Origin of the sequence: Streptomyces sp. NBC_01428, from assembly GCF_036231965.1 — a bacterium.
Lineage (GTDB): Bacteria > Actinomycetota > Actinomycetes > Streptomycetales > Streptomycetaceae > Streptomyces.
The window spans coordinates 3924253-3939433 of the sequence record NZ_CP109499.1; the positions used below are offsets into that span (position 1 = coordinate 3924253).

General features: G+C 67.3%; 14 protein-coding genes. 8 read left to right on the forward strand and 6 right to left on the reverse strand.

Translation table 11 applies throughout. The annotated features are described in order from the left end of the window. The first annotated feature begins 499 nt into the window (after positions 1–499). Together OG406_RS16870 and OG406_RS16875 are read left to right on the forward strand one after the other, a co-directional pair. Positions 500–724, forward strand: coding sequence for a hypothetical protein (locus OG406_RS16870; protein WP_329186466.1), 225 nt, complete (start codon positions 500–502; stop codon positions 722–724). After that, positions 717–1940, forward strand: a complete 1224-nt coding sequence (locus tag OG406_RS16875; protein ID WP_329186467.1) for a helix-turn-helix domain-containing protein — start codon at positions 717–719, stop codon at positions 1938–1940. The genes OG406_RS16870 and OG406_RS16875 overlap by 8 nt, the downstream gene beginning before the upstream one ends. 345 nt (positions 1941–2285) lie before the next feature. Here OG406_RS16875 and OG406_RS16880 read toward each other — a convergent pair whose 3' ends face one another. Continuing rightward, positions 2286–3113: a hypothetical protein gene (locus OG406_RS16880; RefSeq protein WP_329186468.1), complete on the reverse strand. Its 828-nt coding sequence runs from the start codon at positions 3111–3113 to the stop codon at positions 2286–2288. 335 nt (positions 3114–3448) lie between these two features. Between OG406_RS16880 and OG406_RS16885 the strand changes: the two genes are divergently transcribed. The 3 genes from OG406_RS16885 (at position 3449) to pglX (ending at position 8117) form a co-directional block, all read left to right on the forward strand. Continuing rightward, on the forward strand, positions 3449–3964 hold the full coding sequence (locus tag OG406_RS16885; protein WP_329186470.1) for a DUF3293 domain-containing protein: 516 nt from the start codon (positions 3449–3451) through the stop codon (positions 3962–3964). Next, positions 3964–4176: a hypothetical protein gene (locus OG406_RS16890; protein WP_329186472.1), complete on the forward strand. Its 213-nt coding sequence runs from the start codon at positions 3964–3966 to the stop codon at positions 4174–4176. Before OG406_RS16885 ends, OG406_RS16890 begins: the two co-directional genes overlap by 1 nt. A 212-nt stretch (positions 4177–4388) precedes the next feature. Beyond that, entirely contained in the window at positions 4389–8117 is a 3729-nt protein-coding gene (pglX, locus tag OG406_RS16895; protein ID WP_329186473.1) for a BREX-2 system adenine-specific DNA-methyltransferase PglX, read from the forward strand. A 41-nt stretch (positions 8118–8158) separates the two neighbouring features. On the opposite strand, the gene OG406_RS16900 is transcribed toward pglX, so the two are convergent. Together OG406_RS16900 and OG406_RS16905 are read right to left on the reverse strand one after the other, a co-directional pair. Next, complete coding sequence (locus OG406_RS16900; protein WP_329186475.1) at positions 8159–8365, reverse strand: DUF397 domain-containing protein; 207 nt, start codon at positions 8363–8365, stop codon at positions 8159–8161. After that, positions 8362–9183, reverse strand: coding sequence for a helix-turn-helix domain-containing protein (locus OG406_RS16905; protein ID WP_329186476.1), 822 nt, complete (start codon positions 9181–9183; stop codon positions 8362–8364). The genes OG406_RS16900 and OG406_RS16905 overlap by 4 nt, the downstream gene beginning before the upstream one ends. A gap of 241 nt (positions 9184–9424) precedes the next feature. Between OG406_RS16905 and OG406_RS16910 the strand changes: the two genes are divergently transcribed. The 3 genes from OG406_RS16910 to OG406_RS16920 all read left to right on the forward strand — a co-directional run bounded on the left by OG406_RS16910 (position 9425) and on the right by OG406_RS16920 (position 11844). After that, positions 9425–10423 carry a hypothetical protein gene (locus OG406_RS16910; protein WP_329186479.1) on the forward strand — a complete coding sequence of 333 codons (999 nt, stop codon included), beginning with the start codon at positions 9425–9427 and terminating at the stop codon, positions 10421–10423. A gap of 36 nt (positions 10424–10459) precedes the next feature. Then, positions 10460–11098, forward strand: a complete 639-nt coding sequence (locus tag OG406_RS16915) for an NYN domain-containing protein (RefSeq protein WP_329186481.1) — start codon at positions 10460–10462, stop codon at positions 11096–11098. Positions 11099–11358: 260 nt separating this feature from the next. Beyond that, complete coding sequence (locus OG406_RS16920) at positions 11359–11844, forward strand: ATP-binding protein (protein WP_329186483.1); 486 nt, start codon at positions 11359–11361, stop codon at positions 11842–11844. On the opposite strand, the gene OG406_RS16925 is transcribed toward OG406_RS16920, so the two are convergent. The 3 genes from OG406_RS16925 to OG406_RS16935 are packed head-to-tail and all read right to left on the reverse strand — an operon-like array spanning position 11801 to position 15143. Continuing rightward, complete coding sequence (locus OG406_RS16925) at positions 11801–13270, reverse strand: hypothetical protein (RefSeq protein WP_329186485.1); 1470 nt, start codon at positions 13268–13270, stop codon at positions 11801–11803. The genes OG406_RS16920 and OG406_RS16925 overlap by 44 nt on opposite strands. Before the next feature lie 8 nt (positions 13271–13278). After that, positions 13279–14664: a KGGVGR-motif variant AAA ATPase gene (locus tag OG406_RS16930; protein WP_329186486.1), complete on the reverse strand. Its 1386-nt coding sequence runs from the start codon at positions 14662–14664 to the stop codon at positions 13279–13281. Next, positions 14661–15143 carry a hypothetical protein gene (locus tag OG406_RS16935; RefSeq protein ID WP_329186487.1) on the reverse strand — a complete coding sequence of 161 codons (483 nt, stop codon included), beginning with the start codon at positions 15141–15143 and terminating at the stop codon, positions 14661–14663. The genes OG406_RS16930 and OG406_RS16935 overlap by 4 nt, the downstream gene beginning before the upstream one ends. Positions 15144–15181: the final 38 nt, after the last annotated feature.

Sequence of the window (15181 nt, forward strand, 5' to 3'; positions counted from 1 at the left end):
CCCTCCCCCGGCGGGGTGGCACGGCCCGGCACATGGCGAGGGGCGCGGTACGGGCACGCTCCCCCGGTGACGTACGGGCGTCCCCTCCCCGACCTACTGTTCCCCTCCTCCCCCGCACTCCCCGTCTCCGGTGATCACGGGGAACTCCCTGATCAGGTTAGGTCGACGCCTGCGCCTTGGACAGAGGTTCGCGGGATCTCGTCGGAGGCGGATCGTGGCGTATGCCCGAAGGTACGAGGTCGGCAGGACAGGCCGACGGACCGTGAGGTCCTGTGCGGGAGCAGTAAAGCCTGCGCCTGCTCCTTCAAAGGCGATCTTCGGGAGCGGGCCTAAGCCGAGCCGGAGTTCCGGAACGCGCTGGACGGCCCCCGCGGCCCAGGCGGTCCCAGCGTTGAGTGTGTCGCCGATGCGATCAGTGTCCCCATAGCGCGGACGCCGAACACTAAGTGACGCTACGTTGTCACCACATACACCGTCAGCGATGAAAGGCCCCACTGTCGTGTCTCGCTTCAACCTGGCCCAACTGGCCCAACTGGCCCTCATTGTCGCCGTCATCGAGGCCGCCGACGGATTTCGCCGCGACCCGGCCGTCGCCAAGGCGGCCAAGCAGTTCATGGAAGACGGCGCGCAGGCTTTCCGCTCCGGTGGTGCGCTGGCACGTGAGGTTCAGTCCTACTGGCGTCGCCACAACCCGCTAGCCGACGGGACCGGAACCGATGAATGATTTCAGCGCGGAAGCGATGGGTCTCGTGATCCGCGAGCACCGCCAGGCCCAGCAACCCCCGATGACCCAGGAAGAGTTGGCCGAGCAGGCCGATTACGGGAAGGGTGGCGCGGTCTCGATCTCCCGGATCGAGCGCGGGCTCGTAAGTCCCCGAGAGCATCGTCTGGCCGCCGTCGCCCTCGCGCTCCGACTGACACCCGGGCAACTCGAACAGGAGGCGGAGGACCGAACCAGGTCTCTCGCTCTTCAACGGGGTCGGCGGCCAGTGAAGTTGCGCGACCAGGTCGCGGAGACGAAGAGACGTCACGCCGAGATCACCGAGAAGACGACGCAGCGGTCGAAGATCACCCAAGAACACGGGGAAAGCTTCAAGCGCGTCCATGATGTCGTCCGCGACAAGTTCTTCATGAGGTTCGTGGCGCTGGCCGAGAGCATCAGCGGGGCGCCCGAACCAGAGAAGCCGGGTGAGAAGGAGATCGAGAGTACGCGCGAGGCTCCTACGGCGATACATATCGAAGCCATGTCCGCCGGGATCGCCAACGCGATCCGTGGCGCTGCCGCCGGAGGTGCGGCCGGGGCGGCAGTCGGCGGCGCCGCGGCCTACGGTGCGTTCACCGCCGCCGCATTGTTCGGGACCGCCTCCACCGGCGCGGCCATCCCGACGCTGACCGGGGTCGCCGCGACCAACGCGACCCTGGCACTCCTGGGAGGAGGAACGCTGGCCGCGGGCGGTGCGGGCATGGCGGGTGGAACCCTCCTGCTCACGGGTATGGTCGCCGCCCCGGCGGCAGCACTGGCGGCAGCCGGCTTCTACGTCGTGAAGCAGCGTCGGAACAAGAAGGAGGAGGAACGCCTCCGAACCCAGATCGAGGCCGCGGAGAAGGATCTGGACCAGTCGCAGAAAGGCTTCGACACGATGGTCGACGTACTGTCGCGCGCCACGGTCATCATGGAATACGTCGAAGTCCACGGCATCCACGCCCTGGAGAAGTGGAGGGCGAGTCTGCCGCCGGAGTCCCGGGACTGGGAATCGCTCGGGCACGGGGGGCAGGAACGGTACAAGGGGTTCCTCACCCTGGCGGGATGCCTCCTCGCCATGAACATCGTCAACGTCCCTGATCTCCTCACGGCAGAGCCCGGCCCTTTGCGCGAGTTGGACGAGATCATCGACGAGACGCTGCGGTACGCGGACAAGACCATCAGGTCGATCGTCTGAGTCCCGAAGTCGTTGCCACGCGCAGATTGCGACCATGAGTTCCTACGCGGGACGGGGCTTGGTCGCCTGCGAGACCGTTCCGCTCGTCTTCGGCCGGCGGGGACCGTTCCGGCTGTCCCGGTCTTCTCGGCGGCCCGCGCCTTCTGCTTGGCCTGTACCCGTTCCTCCTGCTGCTTCTTCCGGGCCTGCTCTCTCCGCCGCTCGCGTTGCAGGTCCGCCGTGGTCAACACCATGTACGCGGCTCCGGTCGGCTTGGCTCCGCCCTTGGCTGTCGGTTTCCCCGGCCGTCGGCCCTTCCCGTTGTCCATCACACCTCCACGCAGCGCAGGGCGTCGTGCCCTGTTGTCAGTAGTCCAAGTCGGCCAGGCGGACGTGGCAGCGCCACCAGTCGACCGACCACTCGCCGTTCATCTCGTATCCGGCCTCGGCCACCTGCTCGGTCGCCCGTCGCAAGCAGCCCCGCAGCCCTTCCAGGGTGCTGACGTCCGGGATCTCCTCGCAGGGGCGGAACACGGGCGTGTGGTGCATGACGTGCCGCTCTCCACCGCGCATGCCGGTGATCCGGAGGGTCGGGGCACCGTCGTCGTTCGTGATCGACACCTGGCGGTGGATCACGCCCGTCTCCTCGTCCAGACCCTCGCCGGAGGGGCCGAAGTCCTCTCCTTCCCGGGCGGGGTCGGTGACGGCACTCTCGCAGGAGAACCAGACCAGGTTCCAGGACCCGTCCGTGTCCCACCGCTCCGCGTCCAGCCTTCTCTGCGCGACTTCGGTAAGGAAGGTCAGTCTTTCGATCGTATGAGGGTCGAAGTCCGGCGGGAGTTCGCGGCTCAGGTCGAAGGAGGGGTCCTCCCCCATTCCTCCGGCGTAGGCATTCACGAGTTTGAGGACACGCGGGTCGCTGTCCTCATCATCGTCGTCCTCGTCACCCGCCTCGTCGTCCGTCAGGCAGTGACGACGGTCGAGCTTCGCGTAGGGCTGCTCGGGCGACTCGCAGCCCAGGCAGAGACCGGGCATGCCATCGCAGGTGCAGGTGTCCGTGTCATCGGCTTCGTCGTAGATCGCCTCGACGACCTCGTCCGCCTCCGCCCCGGGCGGCACCTCGTCCCGCGCGGCGTCGCGATCGACGGCCGGGAAGTCCGCCCGGTCCGGCCCGGTGTCGGAAGGTACGGGCATGTCGAGCAGCCTCCGGAGTCGAGGGACTCCGATAGCGCACTGCCGCACCCCGGTGATCTGCGCCTTCCCGCGCGCCTCGCGCGGTCCGGTCGTCACCCGGGCGTCTCGCACCCGGATGCAATGCGGTCCTGCACGTCAAGGTTTGACTCTGGATCACACGGCCGAGCGGGAAGCTAACACCGACACCAGCCTTCCGCAAGATCTTCACAAACCCTTGCCGCCGAGGTCGCGATCATGAAATCTTGCGGCCTGGTAGCTCCGGTTGATCCCGGCCGAGGGCGAGCACCGATCTCCCTGCACTGTCCGTAAGGGGGTCTTCGTTCCGAGGAGGCCTTGTGCACGCCATCGACGCAACCGGCACGCCCCGCAACTGGGACCTGTACCAGGCAGCGGTCGTCGACATCCGGTTCCGGGACCGGATCGTTCGCGTCGAACCGCGCTCCCCGGGCACGGCTGGGGGTTCCTTCCCCGAACCGGCCGGCGGCGCCACCGTCCATGTGATCACCGCGTGGAACCCCCTCGGCCGTGACGCGTCCCCCGAGGCCAACGCCCGCGCCCATCGCCTGCTGCTCGCCGAGGTCCGCCGCCGCAGTCTCACCTGGTGGCCCGCGATAGGTGGCGACAGGTCCGGGACACACCGCGAGGAGAGCCTCGCGGTCACCGGTCTGAGCGACACCGCCGCGCGCGACCTGGGCCGCCGCTTCGGCCAGGACTCGGTCTTCGCCTGGACTCCCGACGCGTGGCGCGTCCTGGCGTGCGACACCGATGCCGCCGCGGTGAACGGATGGGCGGTGTCCGAGAGGGCCGCTTCCCGGGGGCGGGCGGTCATCGAGGCGGGGGCATACGAGTGATGGGCATGTACCCGATGCGTACGCCGGATCACTGTCCGCGCTGCGGCAGGCGTCTTGCCGATCCACCGGCCGAGCGGGTCAAGGTCGACGGCTTTCCGGCGGAGGTGACGTACGCGATCGATCCGGTGTGCGGGGCGCGCTGGCACGTGTGGGACAAGACGTCGCCGCTGCGCCGACTGGCCCGGCGGCCGTATGTGGAGGGCCCGGAATGACGTCTCGCCGCACTGGGAGGCGCGGCGGCCGGCTGCCCGTGAAGACGGGCGACCGATGTCGTGCGCGGCAAGTGCGCGGATGACGCTCGGCCGGTGTCTACAGCCGGTGATGCCGGGCTGGCAGGATGGGACGGCGAGCCTTGGGGTGTTCGCCGTGAAATGTGCGCATCCGTGGTGATCGCGGTGCCGTGAGCAGGATGAGAGGTGCGGCTGTGACCGTGACAGCTGAGGGGACGCAAGGGGCGGGGGCCTCGCTCGATCGCACACGGCTGCTGAAGGATCTCCAGGCACAGGCGCGGCTCCTTGAGGACGACCTTCGGGAGCGGACCGAGGCCGAGCCGGAGTTCCGGGACGCGCTGCGGGTGGAGTACGACAAGGCCGTCGCGGCGGAGCGTACGGCAGCCATGTACGAGACGTGGCGTGACGAACGAGTCGTCCAGATTGCCGCCGCGTGGGTGCTGGCATGCGTTTTCGTGCGGTTCAGCGAGGACAACGGGCTGATCTCGGACCCGTGGCTCTCCGGGCCGGGGGATCGACTGGCCGAGGCGCAGGACCGGCACGACGCGTACTTCCGGGAGAACCCCGCGAGGAACGACCGGGACTGGCTGCTGGACTCCTTCGAGTTCCTCGCCAAGTCGCACCGGACGGTGGCGGGGCTGTTCGACCGCACGCACAACCCCTTGTACGAGGTCACGCCGTCGTACGAGGCCGCGACCGCGCTGCTCGCGTTCTGGCGTCAGCGGGGCGCCGACGGCGAGATCGCGCACGACTTCACGAACCCCGAGCTGGACACGCGTTTCCTGGGTGACCTGTACCAGGACCTGTCGGAACACGCCCGCAAGACGTACGCGCTGCTCCAGACCCCGGTGTTCGTGGAGGAGTTCATCCTCGACCTGACGCTGGAGCCCGCGGTGGAGGAGTTCGGGCTCACGCCGGCATGGAAGCACCGGCCTGGCGGCTGGGACGGCGAGGTGTTCCCGGACGGACCCGATGGCGAGGAGGTCGTACGGGGGCTGCGCTGCATCGACCCCGCGTGCGGCTCCGGGCACTTCCTGCTGGGCATGTTCGAGCGGCTGCTGGAGAAGTGGCGCGCCGCCGAACCGGGCACCGAGCCGTGGGTGCTGGTGCGACGGGCGCTGGAGTCCGTGCACGGTGCCGACAAGAACCCGTTCGCTGTGGCTATCGCACGGTTCCGGTTGTTGGTGGCGGCGCTAAAGGCGGGTGGCGTACGGGAGCTGAGCGCGGCTCCTGGGCTGCCTATTCGGGTGGCTGTGGCGGACTCGTTGCTGCACGGGCGGGGTGCGGAGACGGTCACGGAGTCTCTGGACACGCTGTTCGCGGAGGACGAGCCGTTTTATTTCCGGACCGAGGACGTGGAGGAGTACGCGCGGGAGGTGGACCTACTCGGGCGGGGGACCTATCACGTCGTAGTGGGGAATCCTCCGTACATCACGGTCAAGGACGCGAACGAGAACAAGAACTACAAGGCCGCGTACGACGCTTGCTATCGGCAGTACGCGTTGTCGGTTCCGTTTGCTCAGCGAATTTTCGAGCTGGCGGTGCGGGCTGGAGGCGACCATCGGGATGGGGGGTTTACGGGCCAGATCACCTCTAACTCTTTCATGAAGCGAGAGTTCGGGAAGAAGCTGATTGAGGAATTCTTCCCGACGGTTCAGCTGACGCATGTGATCGATACGTCCGGGGCATACATTCCGGGGCATGGGACGCCTACGGTGATTCTGGTGGGGCGAAATCAGATCGCTCGGCAGGGTGAGCCGGTGCGTGCACTACTGGGAGTGCGGGGGGAACCTGGGCAACCAGCCGAGCCTGAAAATGGCTTTGTCTGGCAGGCGATCATTAAGCAACACGGCGCACCCGGAAGCGAGTCGGACTGGATGTCCGTTGAAGATGCCCAGCGCAATCGCTTCTCAAGTCACCCATGGGCACTCAGCGGTGGCGGAGCCGCCCCCGTGCAAGCGAGGATCGAGCAGAACACCAGCCCGCTGTGCGAGCTGGGCGCGATCGGCTCAGGCGCTGTGACGCGCGAGGACAGCGCATACCGCGTTACCTCCGGCACGCTCCGCAGACACGGCATCGGATCCAATTTTCAGCGAACCCTTCTGGAAGCTGAAAACATTCGCGATTACGGGTATACGGACCCCATCGTTGGCCTCTACCCATACAATGGCTCACTTGAGGCATGCAGCACAGCAGACATCGAACGCTTCCTCTGGCCCGCACGTGCCATTCTTCGCGAACGAGTCGCTTACGGAAAGACACAGCTCGAACGTGGCCTTAAGTGGTTCGAATACTCGATGTTCTTCCCCGGAAAATACAGAACGCCACTTTCCATCACTGTAGCATTTTTCGGTACCCACAACCACTTCAAGCTCGACAGGGGCGGCAATGTATTCAACCGCTCTGCGCCCGTAATAAAGCTATCCGAAGACGCAGACGAGGAACGGCACCTTGAGCTCCTTAGCGTGCTAAATTCTTCAACAATCTGTTTCTGGCTCAAGCAGGTCTGCCACGACAAGGGAAGTCAGTCAGGCACAGGCGGCTTCATGCATGACGAGTGGGAGAGGTTCTACGAATTCTCAGTAACAAAACTTCAGAAGACCCCTATCCCGGCTCGACTCCACTCAGTTCCAGCAGGGGATCTTGATGGCTCGGCAAGGGAGCTTGGAGCACATGAGCCATCCACGCTGACGAGCCAAGGTACGCCGACGCGGAAATCCCTCGATGCATCGCGAGAGACCCAGGCGACGATCCGAGCACGGATGATCGCATTGCAGGAGGAGCTGGACTGGAGCGCGTACGGGGCGTACGGGCTCCTCGCCGCCGAGGAGGTCGCGCGAGCCACCATTCCAATGCGCGTCGGCACCGACATCCCCGAAGTAGTTCTCGGTCAGCGGGCATTTGAGATTGTGCTCGCACGAAAGGTTGCTGCCGGTGAGGTTGAAACGGTGTGGTTCGAGCGGCACGGAGCCGTCCTAACCACAGAGATCCCAGCCGACTGGCCGCTTGAGTACCAGCAGATCGTGCAGGCTCGAATCGACTTGATCGAGGCCAACAAAGACATCCGCCTCATCGAGCGCCCCGAATTCAAGCGCCGCTGGGCGACCGAGCCCTGGGAGAAGCGGGAAGCCGCCGCCATCCGCAACTGGCTGCTCGACGCCGCCGAACGCGAGGACCTCTGGTTCGAGGATCGGGACGGTTTCACCGTGCCCAGGCTGCTCACCGTCAACCAGCTCGCCGATGCCCTCCGCCACGACAAGGACGTCCAGGCCGTCGCCGCGCTGTACGCCGCCGATCACCTCGGCAAGCGTGACGCCTCTCTCGCCACCGTCCTGGCCGCCGTCATCGAGGCCGAGCACGTGCCGTACCTCGCCGCCCTGCGCTACAAGGACACCGGCCTGCGCAAGCGTGCCCAATGGGAGCAGGTCTGGGAGCAGCAGCGCGAGGAGGACCGGACCGGGCAACGGCTCGACATCAAGGTGCCGCCGAAGTACGTCGGCGCCGACTTCCTCAAGCAGTCCTTCTGGTCCAACCGCGGCAAGCTCGACGTGCCCAAGGAGCGCTTCATCTCCTACCCCGGCGCCTCCTTGGAGTCGGACACCTCTCTCCTCCTCGGCTGGGCCGGCTGGAACCACCGGGACCAGGCCGACGCCCTCATCGGGCTCATCCGTAACCGCGTCGAAGACGGCGGCTGGGACAAGAAGGACCCCCGGCTCGTGCCGCTGCTCGCGGGGCTGAGGGAAGTCCTTCCATGGGTTCACCAGTGGTACGGCGAGTACGACGAGGAGTGGGAGGGCAACCCCGCCGAGGAGTTTCAGGCCGCCCTCGAATCGGGCCGCGCGGACGCGGAGTTGTCGGAGAACGACCTCGCCAACTGGCGACCCGAGAAGAAGACTCGGGGTCGGCAGAAGAAGAGCGAGTAAGTGACGAGGGGCGGTCGGCAATCGACCGCCCCTCCCTCACATCAACCGCGCGCGGCCATCCGCACGAACGCGGCCCACTCATCGGCGCCGACGGAGAGGAACGTCTCCCCCGGCCGCTTGGAGTCGCGGACCAGCACGGCCGTACCGGCGTCAGCGACCTCGACGCAGTCGCCACCATTGCCTGCGCTGTAGCTGCTCTTGAACCAGCCCAGCTCCCCAGCGACATGCCTGGGGCTACCTGCCTTCATAGCTCTCCCAACAGCTTCTCGATGAAGGCCAGGGACTCCCGAGGAGTCAGTGCCTGAGCCCGGAGAACGCCGTACGTAGCTTCGAGCGGGCTGACCTTCTTCGACTCCGTGTACAGGGCGCTCACATCCTGTACTTCCATATAGGCCATCCTGCGCTCGTTCTTCGAGTGGATCAATGTGAACGGCCCTGCAAGACCGGCATGTTCGTCTCGCTCTGCCGTCATGACCTGTATCTCGACGTTGCGCTGGTGCCCGTAGATCAGAAGCTGTTCAAGTTGGCCCCGCCATACTTCACGGCCACCCAACGGCCGCCGAAGCACATGCTCCTCGATGACGAAGCTCAGCAGCGGAGCCGGGCGTCGCGCGAACAGCTTCTGCCGTTCCATGCGTGCGGACACGCCCTGCTCGATCGCCTCCTCGTCCAGCAGCGGACGCCACATGCGGAACACCGCCCGCGCACAGTCCTCCGTCTGCAAGATGCCCTTGATGACATGGTTCACGTAGGCGTGCAGCTCAACAGCCTCAGCCTCCAACTGCACGTACCGCCGGAAGAACCCCGGATACCGAGCCCTGGCCACCTCCTCCTTCATGGCCGCCAACACCCCCCGCGCCCCCACCGCCCGATCCACCGCATCGATCAGCTCGGGCTTGGGAATCCGCCGCCCCTGCTCCACGGCCGCGATCTGCGCCTCGCCGTACCCGACCCGTTCCCCCAACTGCGCCTGGGTGAGCCCGGCCAGCTCCCGCAACAGCTTCACCTGGCGCCCGAAGCACCGCAGGAACTCGACGTCCGAGTCCGGTTCCGCACCCGCGTCCATCCCGCTCGCCCCCGCCGCCTCCACGCTCCGTAGCCGCAGGCTAGGACGCTCCTGCGTCAACCAAGGGCACAACCAGGCAAGTTGGTTCGTGTGAGTGAAAACGCCCGCGAAAGCTTTCTTTACTCAATGCGTCTATCTGAACACTTTCCGTGCTTGACCGTCAGCAAAAAAATACGGCCCCCGCAACGGCTGGAACCGTTCGCGAGGGCCTGAACCACCAGTGGAAGTTAGGGCTCCCACCGTGATTTACAGGCACCATATCGCGCCCCCGCGCGCCTTCACCCAGTTCTCCCACGAGCTCATCCGGCACCCCCGGCTGTCCTCCGACGCGGTCCGCCTCCTGACCTGGCAGCTCTCCCTTCCGGAGGGAGCGCGCGAGCCCCTCTCGCGCACCGCCGAACGCGCCCGTATCGGAGCAACCGCCTTCACCCGCGCCAAGCGCCAGCTGAAGGACGAGGGCTTCGTGCACGAGCGGCGCCTTCAAGGCCCCGGCGGCCACTGGGTCACCCAACAGCTCGTCTCCAGCGTCCCGTTGAACCCCGGTGAAGCCGCTAAGCTCCTCGCGCAAATGCCCGTGTCGCCGCAGGCCGCACCGAGTGCCCGCAATCCGGCGGTCGGTGAGCGGACAGGTCGGCTCACCGGCGGTCTTCCCTACGGCGACACCCATGTGAACACCCGCAACCGTCCCCCCAAACCCCCCGAGGACACACCCGATGGCCCCGCACCCGCCGAAGCCTCCGAAGCCGCGCACTCCTCGCCAGCCCCGGAAACCCCGCAAGCCCAGGTAGACCGCGAGGGTCACGAGGACGGCAGGCCAGGTCCCCCGAACCCCCATCTCGAAGAGGCCCGCACCCTCGCCGCCTCCTACCGCGACCTGGACCCCGCCCTCCGTCACATCCCCCGCCCCATGCACGCCGAGCTGACCCGCCTCACCGCCCGCTGGCTCGACGCAGGCCACCCGCCCACAGCTATCCGCACCCACATCCTCCGCGGCCTCCCCGACGACGGCACCCCCGTCCACCGCCCCGGCGGCCTGCTGCGCCACCTGCTCCAGGACGTGCCACCCCCGCCCGTCGCCCCTCGCAGCGCTCCCCCACGCACCTCGCAGCAGCTCGATCCCTCCGCCGCCGGCCTCTCCTCGCGACTGGCCGCCCTGCGTGAGTGCGAGGGCCATCACGTGCAGGCGACCCTGTTCCGGCCGGTCCACGACGAGATGCTCTGCCCGCGCTGCTCCGGCTGAATGCGCTTCAACTCGTTGCTGCCGTACCGTAATCGCATGACTACCAACATCTACATCGACGGCTTCAACCTCTACTACGGCCGCCTCAAGAAGAACCCCGAGCTCAAGTGGCTCGACCCGGTCTCCCTGTGCGCCAAGCTCGTCCCGGCCGGACAACAGATCAAGCGCGTGCGGTACTTCACGGCGAGAATCAAGCCACGCCCGGACGATCCGGGCGGTCCACAGCGCCAGGACGCCTATCTGCGCGCCCTCGGCACACTGCCCCAAGTGTCCGTCCATTACGGGAGGTTCCTGCAGACCACCCCGCGCATGCGGCTGGCCCAGCCGCCGCCCGGCGGTCCGAACACGGTCGCGGTGGTCAAGACCGAGGAGAAGGGGACCGACGTCCACATCGCCTCGCACATGCTGCTCGACGCCTTCCGCAAGGACTGCGACCTGATGGTCCTCGTCAGCAATGACAGCGACCTGTGCGAACCGCTGCGGATGGTCAAGGAGGAGCTCGGCGTCGACATCGGCATCCTCAACCCGTTCGACAAGCCGAGCCACTGGCTCCGACAGCTCCAGCCGGCGTTCATGAAGCCGATCCGGGAAGGTGTCGTGCGCGCCTCGCAGTTGCCCGACCCGGTGCTCCTGGGTGACGGCAAGGAGGTGCGCCGGCCCAAGGAGTGGGTCTGAGGAGCACTCTCGCAGCAAAAAGCAGAGGCCCACCGAATCCTTGGTGGGCCTCGCGCCTGCTCGCCGCGACGAACAGGGGAATGAATATCCACCCTAGCGCACTGGGGAGTGCGCTACCAAGCGAACAGCTACCGTCACGTAAAGTTCCGGCCGACCGGGCCCCTACAGCCCGCCGCGCAGCGCCACCTCACCCCTACAGATGCGTTCTGTAGGGGTGTCCTACCTGGTCAGCGCCTCCCCGGAGGCCCGATCTTCGGGTCATGAGCACCTTCGTCCTCCGCTTCAGCGCCACCCCTCGCGGCGCCCGCCTCGCCCGCCGTCTCGCCTCCCACCAGATGGACCTGTGGGGCTGGGACTACGGCAGCCCCGTGCACGACACCGTGGAGCTGATCGTCGCCGAGCTGGCCGCGAACGCCGTCACCCACGGCAAGATCCCTGGCCGGGACGCCGAACTACGTCTCGCCCGGCAGGTCGACGAAGGGCTCGTCCGGGTCGAAGTGGATGACGTACGCGGGGAACGGCTGCCCGTGCTCGCGGCGGACCCGCACGGCTCTCCCCTCTCGGACCGCGGGCGCGGACTCGCTCTCGTCACGGCGCTGGCCGAGGAGTGGGGTGTCGCCGAACGACTCGGGGGCCCCGGCAAGACCGTGTGGGCCGTGGTCGCCGCGCCCCGCTCGCCGGCGGAAGTGACCTGCTCCGACGTCAGCCCGCGACCCTCGGCACGCCACCCTTGCGGCCCACGTTGAAAGCGATGCGGTAGACGTCCGGCAGGTCTATACGGTCGTCACGGCGCCGGCGCATGACACCCAGCGAGATCAGCTCCTCGATCAACAACGCCGGATCCTCCGGGTGGCGAGGACCGGTGCGTACCAGCGTGTCGTCCTGGGGGTTGCTGGGCACGTACCGCTCAGCCTCTTTCTGCAGGGCCTCGACGAGTCGCGACTCCGCCCACAGTGCCTCGACCTTCTCCTGCTCCACCGGCACCTGCCGCCCGGCCAGCGGCTCGATCGCCAGCCGCACCCACGGCATGTCCTCGCTCACCTCGGCGACCCGGGTCTCCGACGCCGTCTGCACTCCCCGCCGGATGCCTTCGTGGTGCAGGGCGAACTCATGCCCGGCGTACTGGTCACGAGTCTCCGCCAAAGCCTTCTGCAAAGCGCTCAGGAAACTGCGCGGGCTGACCTGCTCGACCCCGTCCATCAGGTGGTTGGGCAACCAGGTGAAGGTGTGGCCCTTGCGGAAGTTGGAGCCCATATAGGGGCTGGCGATCAGGGTGAACTGGTCCGTCTGGAACTGTTCGTCGCCGCTGAGCAGTGCGGGAGGAACATGCCGCTGACCGTCGGCCTCGGACTGCCAACCCCCCGTGAGCTGCCGGAAGCGGGCCGCGAGATCGCCGTCGTGATTGCCCAGTGTGTGGAACAGGAGGCCGTACAGGTTGGCGCGGGACCAGGTCAGGGCCGCCGCGTTCGACGTCAGCTTCGAGGCGTCCGGGAAGTGCAGCAGAGCACCGTCGTACATGTCGGGGCGGATGAACACCTTGAAGCGGATGTTCCGAGTTCCCAGACGCATGGCGAGCGCCAGCTCCAGAATGCCGCTCACGAGGCGGTCCGCATGCGAGCGGACCCGGTGGAGATGCTCCAGAGCGTCGAAGAGGATCAGGTGCGTGCCCTTCGCATCCCTGTCCACACGCTGCACCGTGCGCTCGGCGGCGCCGGGATTGCGGCGCACCCAGGCCGCCTTGTCCCGCCACTCGGCGAGGTCACGGAGCTCCGGCTGATCGAAGGCGGTGAGCAGTACGGCGTACCAGATGTCGTACGGCGGCACCCCTTCCTCGACCAACTGCCGCAGGTTGCCCGGCCCGGGGTAGAGGTTCGGTTTCCACGCCGCACCGTACCCGGTCGACACCTTGACATTGCGCAGTCGTTCGATGCCGTACTCCTGGGCGGCGATCCCACGCAGGCTCGGGTCCTGCAGCGAGCGGTACCAGAAGGTCTTGCCCACACCGCGGCCTCCGCGGACCACGGTGGTGTCGACATACAGCGCCGCCCGATGCGTGTCCGGCGTGAACAGACTCCTGACGTTCGGCTCGGCTGTATCGGCGTCGTGAGCCTCTGGCAGGGCGGCAGCCAGAAGGTCGCGGTACTCCTGGACGACCAGTGCGGCGGTGTTCATCGCGGTCCTTAGCTGCTCTGCGGATCTGCAGTGATCAGGAGCCTAGCGTTGGGGAGGAAATCCCGGTACGCGGCCTGGACGAAGGCGCGGTCCTGCCAGCCCGGAGCGGCGACGGCATCCAGGCCGACCAGCCCCGGCTCGAACAGGATGGGGATGGGGTGGTGCGGAGCGGCCTCGTCCTCCAGGAAGGGGGAGAAGGTACTGGGGTCCAGTTCGTTGGTCTCCGGGTCGACATCGTCGTTGTCGTAGAGCAGGGAGAAGCAGTCCCAGGCGTGCTCGCGGAACGACTGGAGGTAGGCGGCCTGAGGACGGAGGGGGGAGTCCGGAACCATCGACGCCACCATGCGCAGCTTCTCGCGGATCGCCGGAGCCTGTCCCGATGACAGCCATGCCTCGAAGAGGTCCCGGTAGCCCTCCCAGGTCTGGGCGTTGTCCGTGCCGAACAGGAGCGCCAGGTCGCAGAGGCGGGAGATCGCGACGGCGGCGATGTCATGGATGCCGGCCCTGCTGTCGATCAGGACGACGTCGGGGCGCCGGCCGCTGTCGCCGTCCCGGGCCACCGCTTCCTCGCAAGCGTGCAGGGCCTGCTCCAGCCGGTCGGCGAAGTCCGCGCCCGGGACGTCCGCGTACGCACGGTTCAGCTTGTCGACATAGGCGTAGGGGACACCGGGGGTGCCCTGGCCGCGAGCGGGCGCCACCCAGAGTTCGCCCCGCCCGCCGCGGGGCTCGTACTGAGTGCGGATCACGTGGTCCAGGCCTTCCGCGTTGCCGATGGCCGACTCCACGAGCTGGTCGATGACGCCGTGAGGGGGCAGATCCGCACCCTCGGCGACCAGCGGGCCCACGCCGGGCGACTCGAGATCCAGGTCGACGACGAGAACGATGTATCCCTGGTCCGCCAGGTGGCGGGCCAGCACGGCGGTCGCGGTGCTACGTCCTACGCCACCCTTGAAGCCGTAGAGCGCGGTGCGGTGGGTCCGCGAGCCGTCTGGTTCCGGAGCGGGGGTGGACACCTGCCCCCAGTCCTCCCCGACGACGGTGTTGTCGAGGATCCGTACCCGTCCGGTGGGCTGCTCGGGGTCCTTGACGACCCGCTCGGAGTTCAGCAGAGCCCCTGCCGAGAAGAGACCGGACGCCGGCATCAGCGGGCGGTCGGAGGCGTAGCGCCCCAGCTCCTGGGTGAGACGACGCCCGTAGGCGGCTTCGAGGTTCTCCAGGACGGGCGGGAGCGGCTGCGTGCGATCGTCGACGATGAGGGTGAAGCGTCCGAGGACATCTCGCACGGCCAGTACATCCACCCCCGCGCCCGCGATCTCGTGGGCCAGTGCCAGAGCGCGAAGACGTGCTTCGGCGAAGCGGACCAGCGGGACGACTGGTTCGGGGGCGACGGTCACGGAAGCCTTCCGGTGATCAACGCCTGCTCGTGCAGGCTGAGTATGTTCTCGGCCACGGTACGCCGCTGCTGTACGTCGGCCTCGACGACATCGCTGCCGTCGCTGTACCGGTCGTCGACCTTCCACGCGTCGAAGGCGGTCAGTCCGCCGAGCGCGGCCGACAGGCGGGTGACGGACCGTCCATGCGTCAAGAGAGCCACATCGGTCGCCATCCAGGGGAGGTGGCTGTAGGTGTGGGCGGCCTTGCCGGTCGCCGGGTCTCTGATCCAGGGGGATTTCGACGGCAGTCCGTTGGGCTTCTTGGGGTCCATGGTCGCCACCGTGAAGCGGAGCAGCAGGCTCTTGAGAGCGCACTCGACCGCGAACCCGTAGTGGTGGTCGGCATTGGGCAGCCGGGCATTGTCGTGAAGGAAAACGCCGTCCTCGTAGTGCCGGGCGGCGGCATGGGCGTAGTGGTGCTCTGCGGGATTCACCGACACCCGACGGATCATAGGGCGGGCGACCCGAACGGGGCTCG

Excerpts from the sequence above, each read along its gene's own strand:
- OG406_RS16875 (WP_329186467.1), top strand. The coding sequence starts at position 717 with ATGAATGATTTCAGCGCGGAAGCGATGGGTCTCGTGATCCGCGAGCAC.
- OG406_RS16880 (WP_329186468.1), bottom strand. The coding sequence starts at position 3,113 with ATGCCCGTACCTTCCGACACCGGGCCGGACCGGGCGGACTTCCCGGCC.
- OG406_RS16890 (WP_329186472.1), top strand. The coding sequence starts at position 3,964 with ATGGGCATGTACCCGATGCGTACGCCGGATCACTGTCCGCGCTGCGGC.
- OG406_RS16900 (WP_329186475.1), bottom strand. The coding sequence starts at position 8,365 with ATGAAGGCAGGTAGCCCCAGGCATGTCGCTGGGGAGCTGGGCTGGTTC.
- OG406_RS16905 (WP_329186476.1), bottom strand. The coding sequence starts at position 9,183 with ATGGACGCGGGTGCGGAACCGGACTCGGACGTCGAGTTCCTGCGGTGC.
- OG406_RS16915 (WP_329186481.1), top strand. The coding sequence starts at position 10,460 with ATGACTACCAACATCTACATCGACGGCTTCAACCTCTACTACGGCCGC.
- OG406_RS16920 (WP_329186483.1), top strand. The coding sequence starts at position 11,359 with ATGAGCACCTTCGTCCTCCGCTTCAGCGCCACCCCTCGCGGCGCCCGC.
- OG406_RS16925 (WP_329186485.1), bottom strand. The coding sequence starts at position 13,270 with ATGAACACCGCCGCACTGGTCGTCCAGGAGTACCGCGACCTTCTGGCT.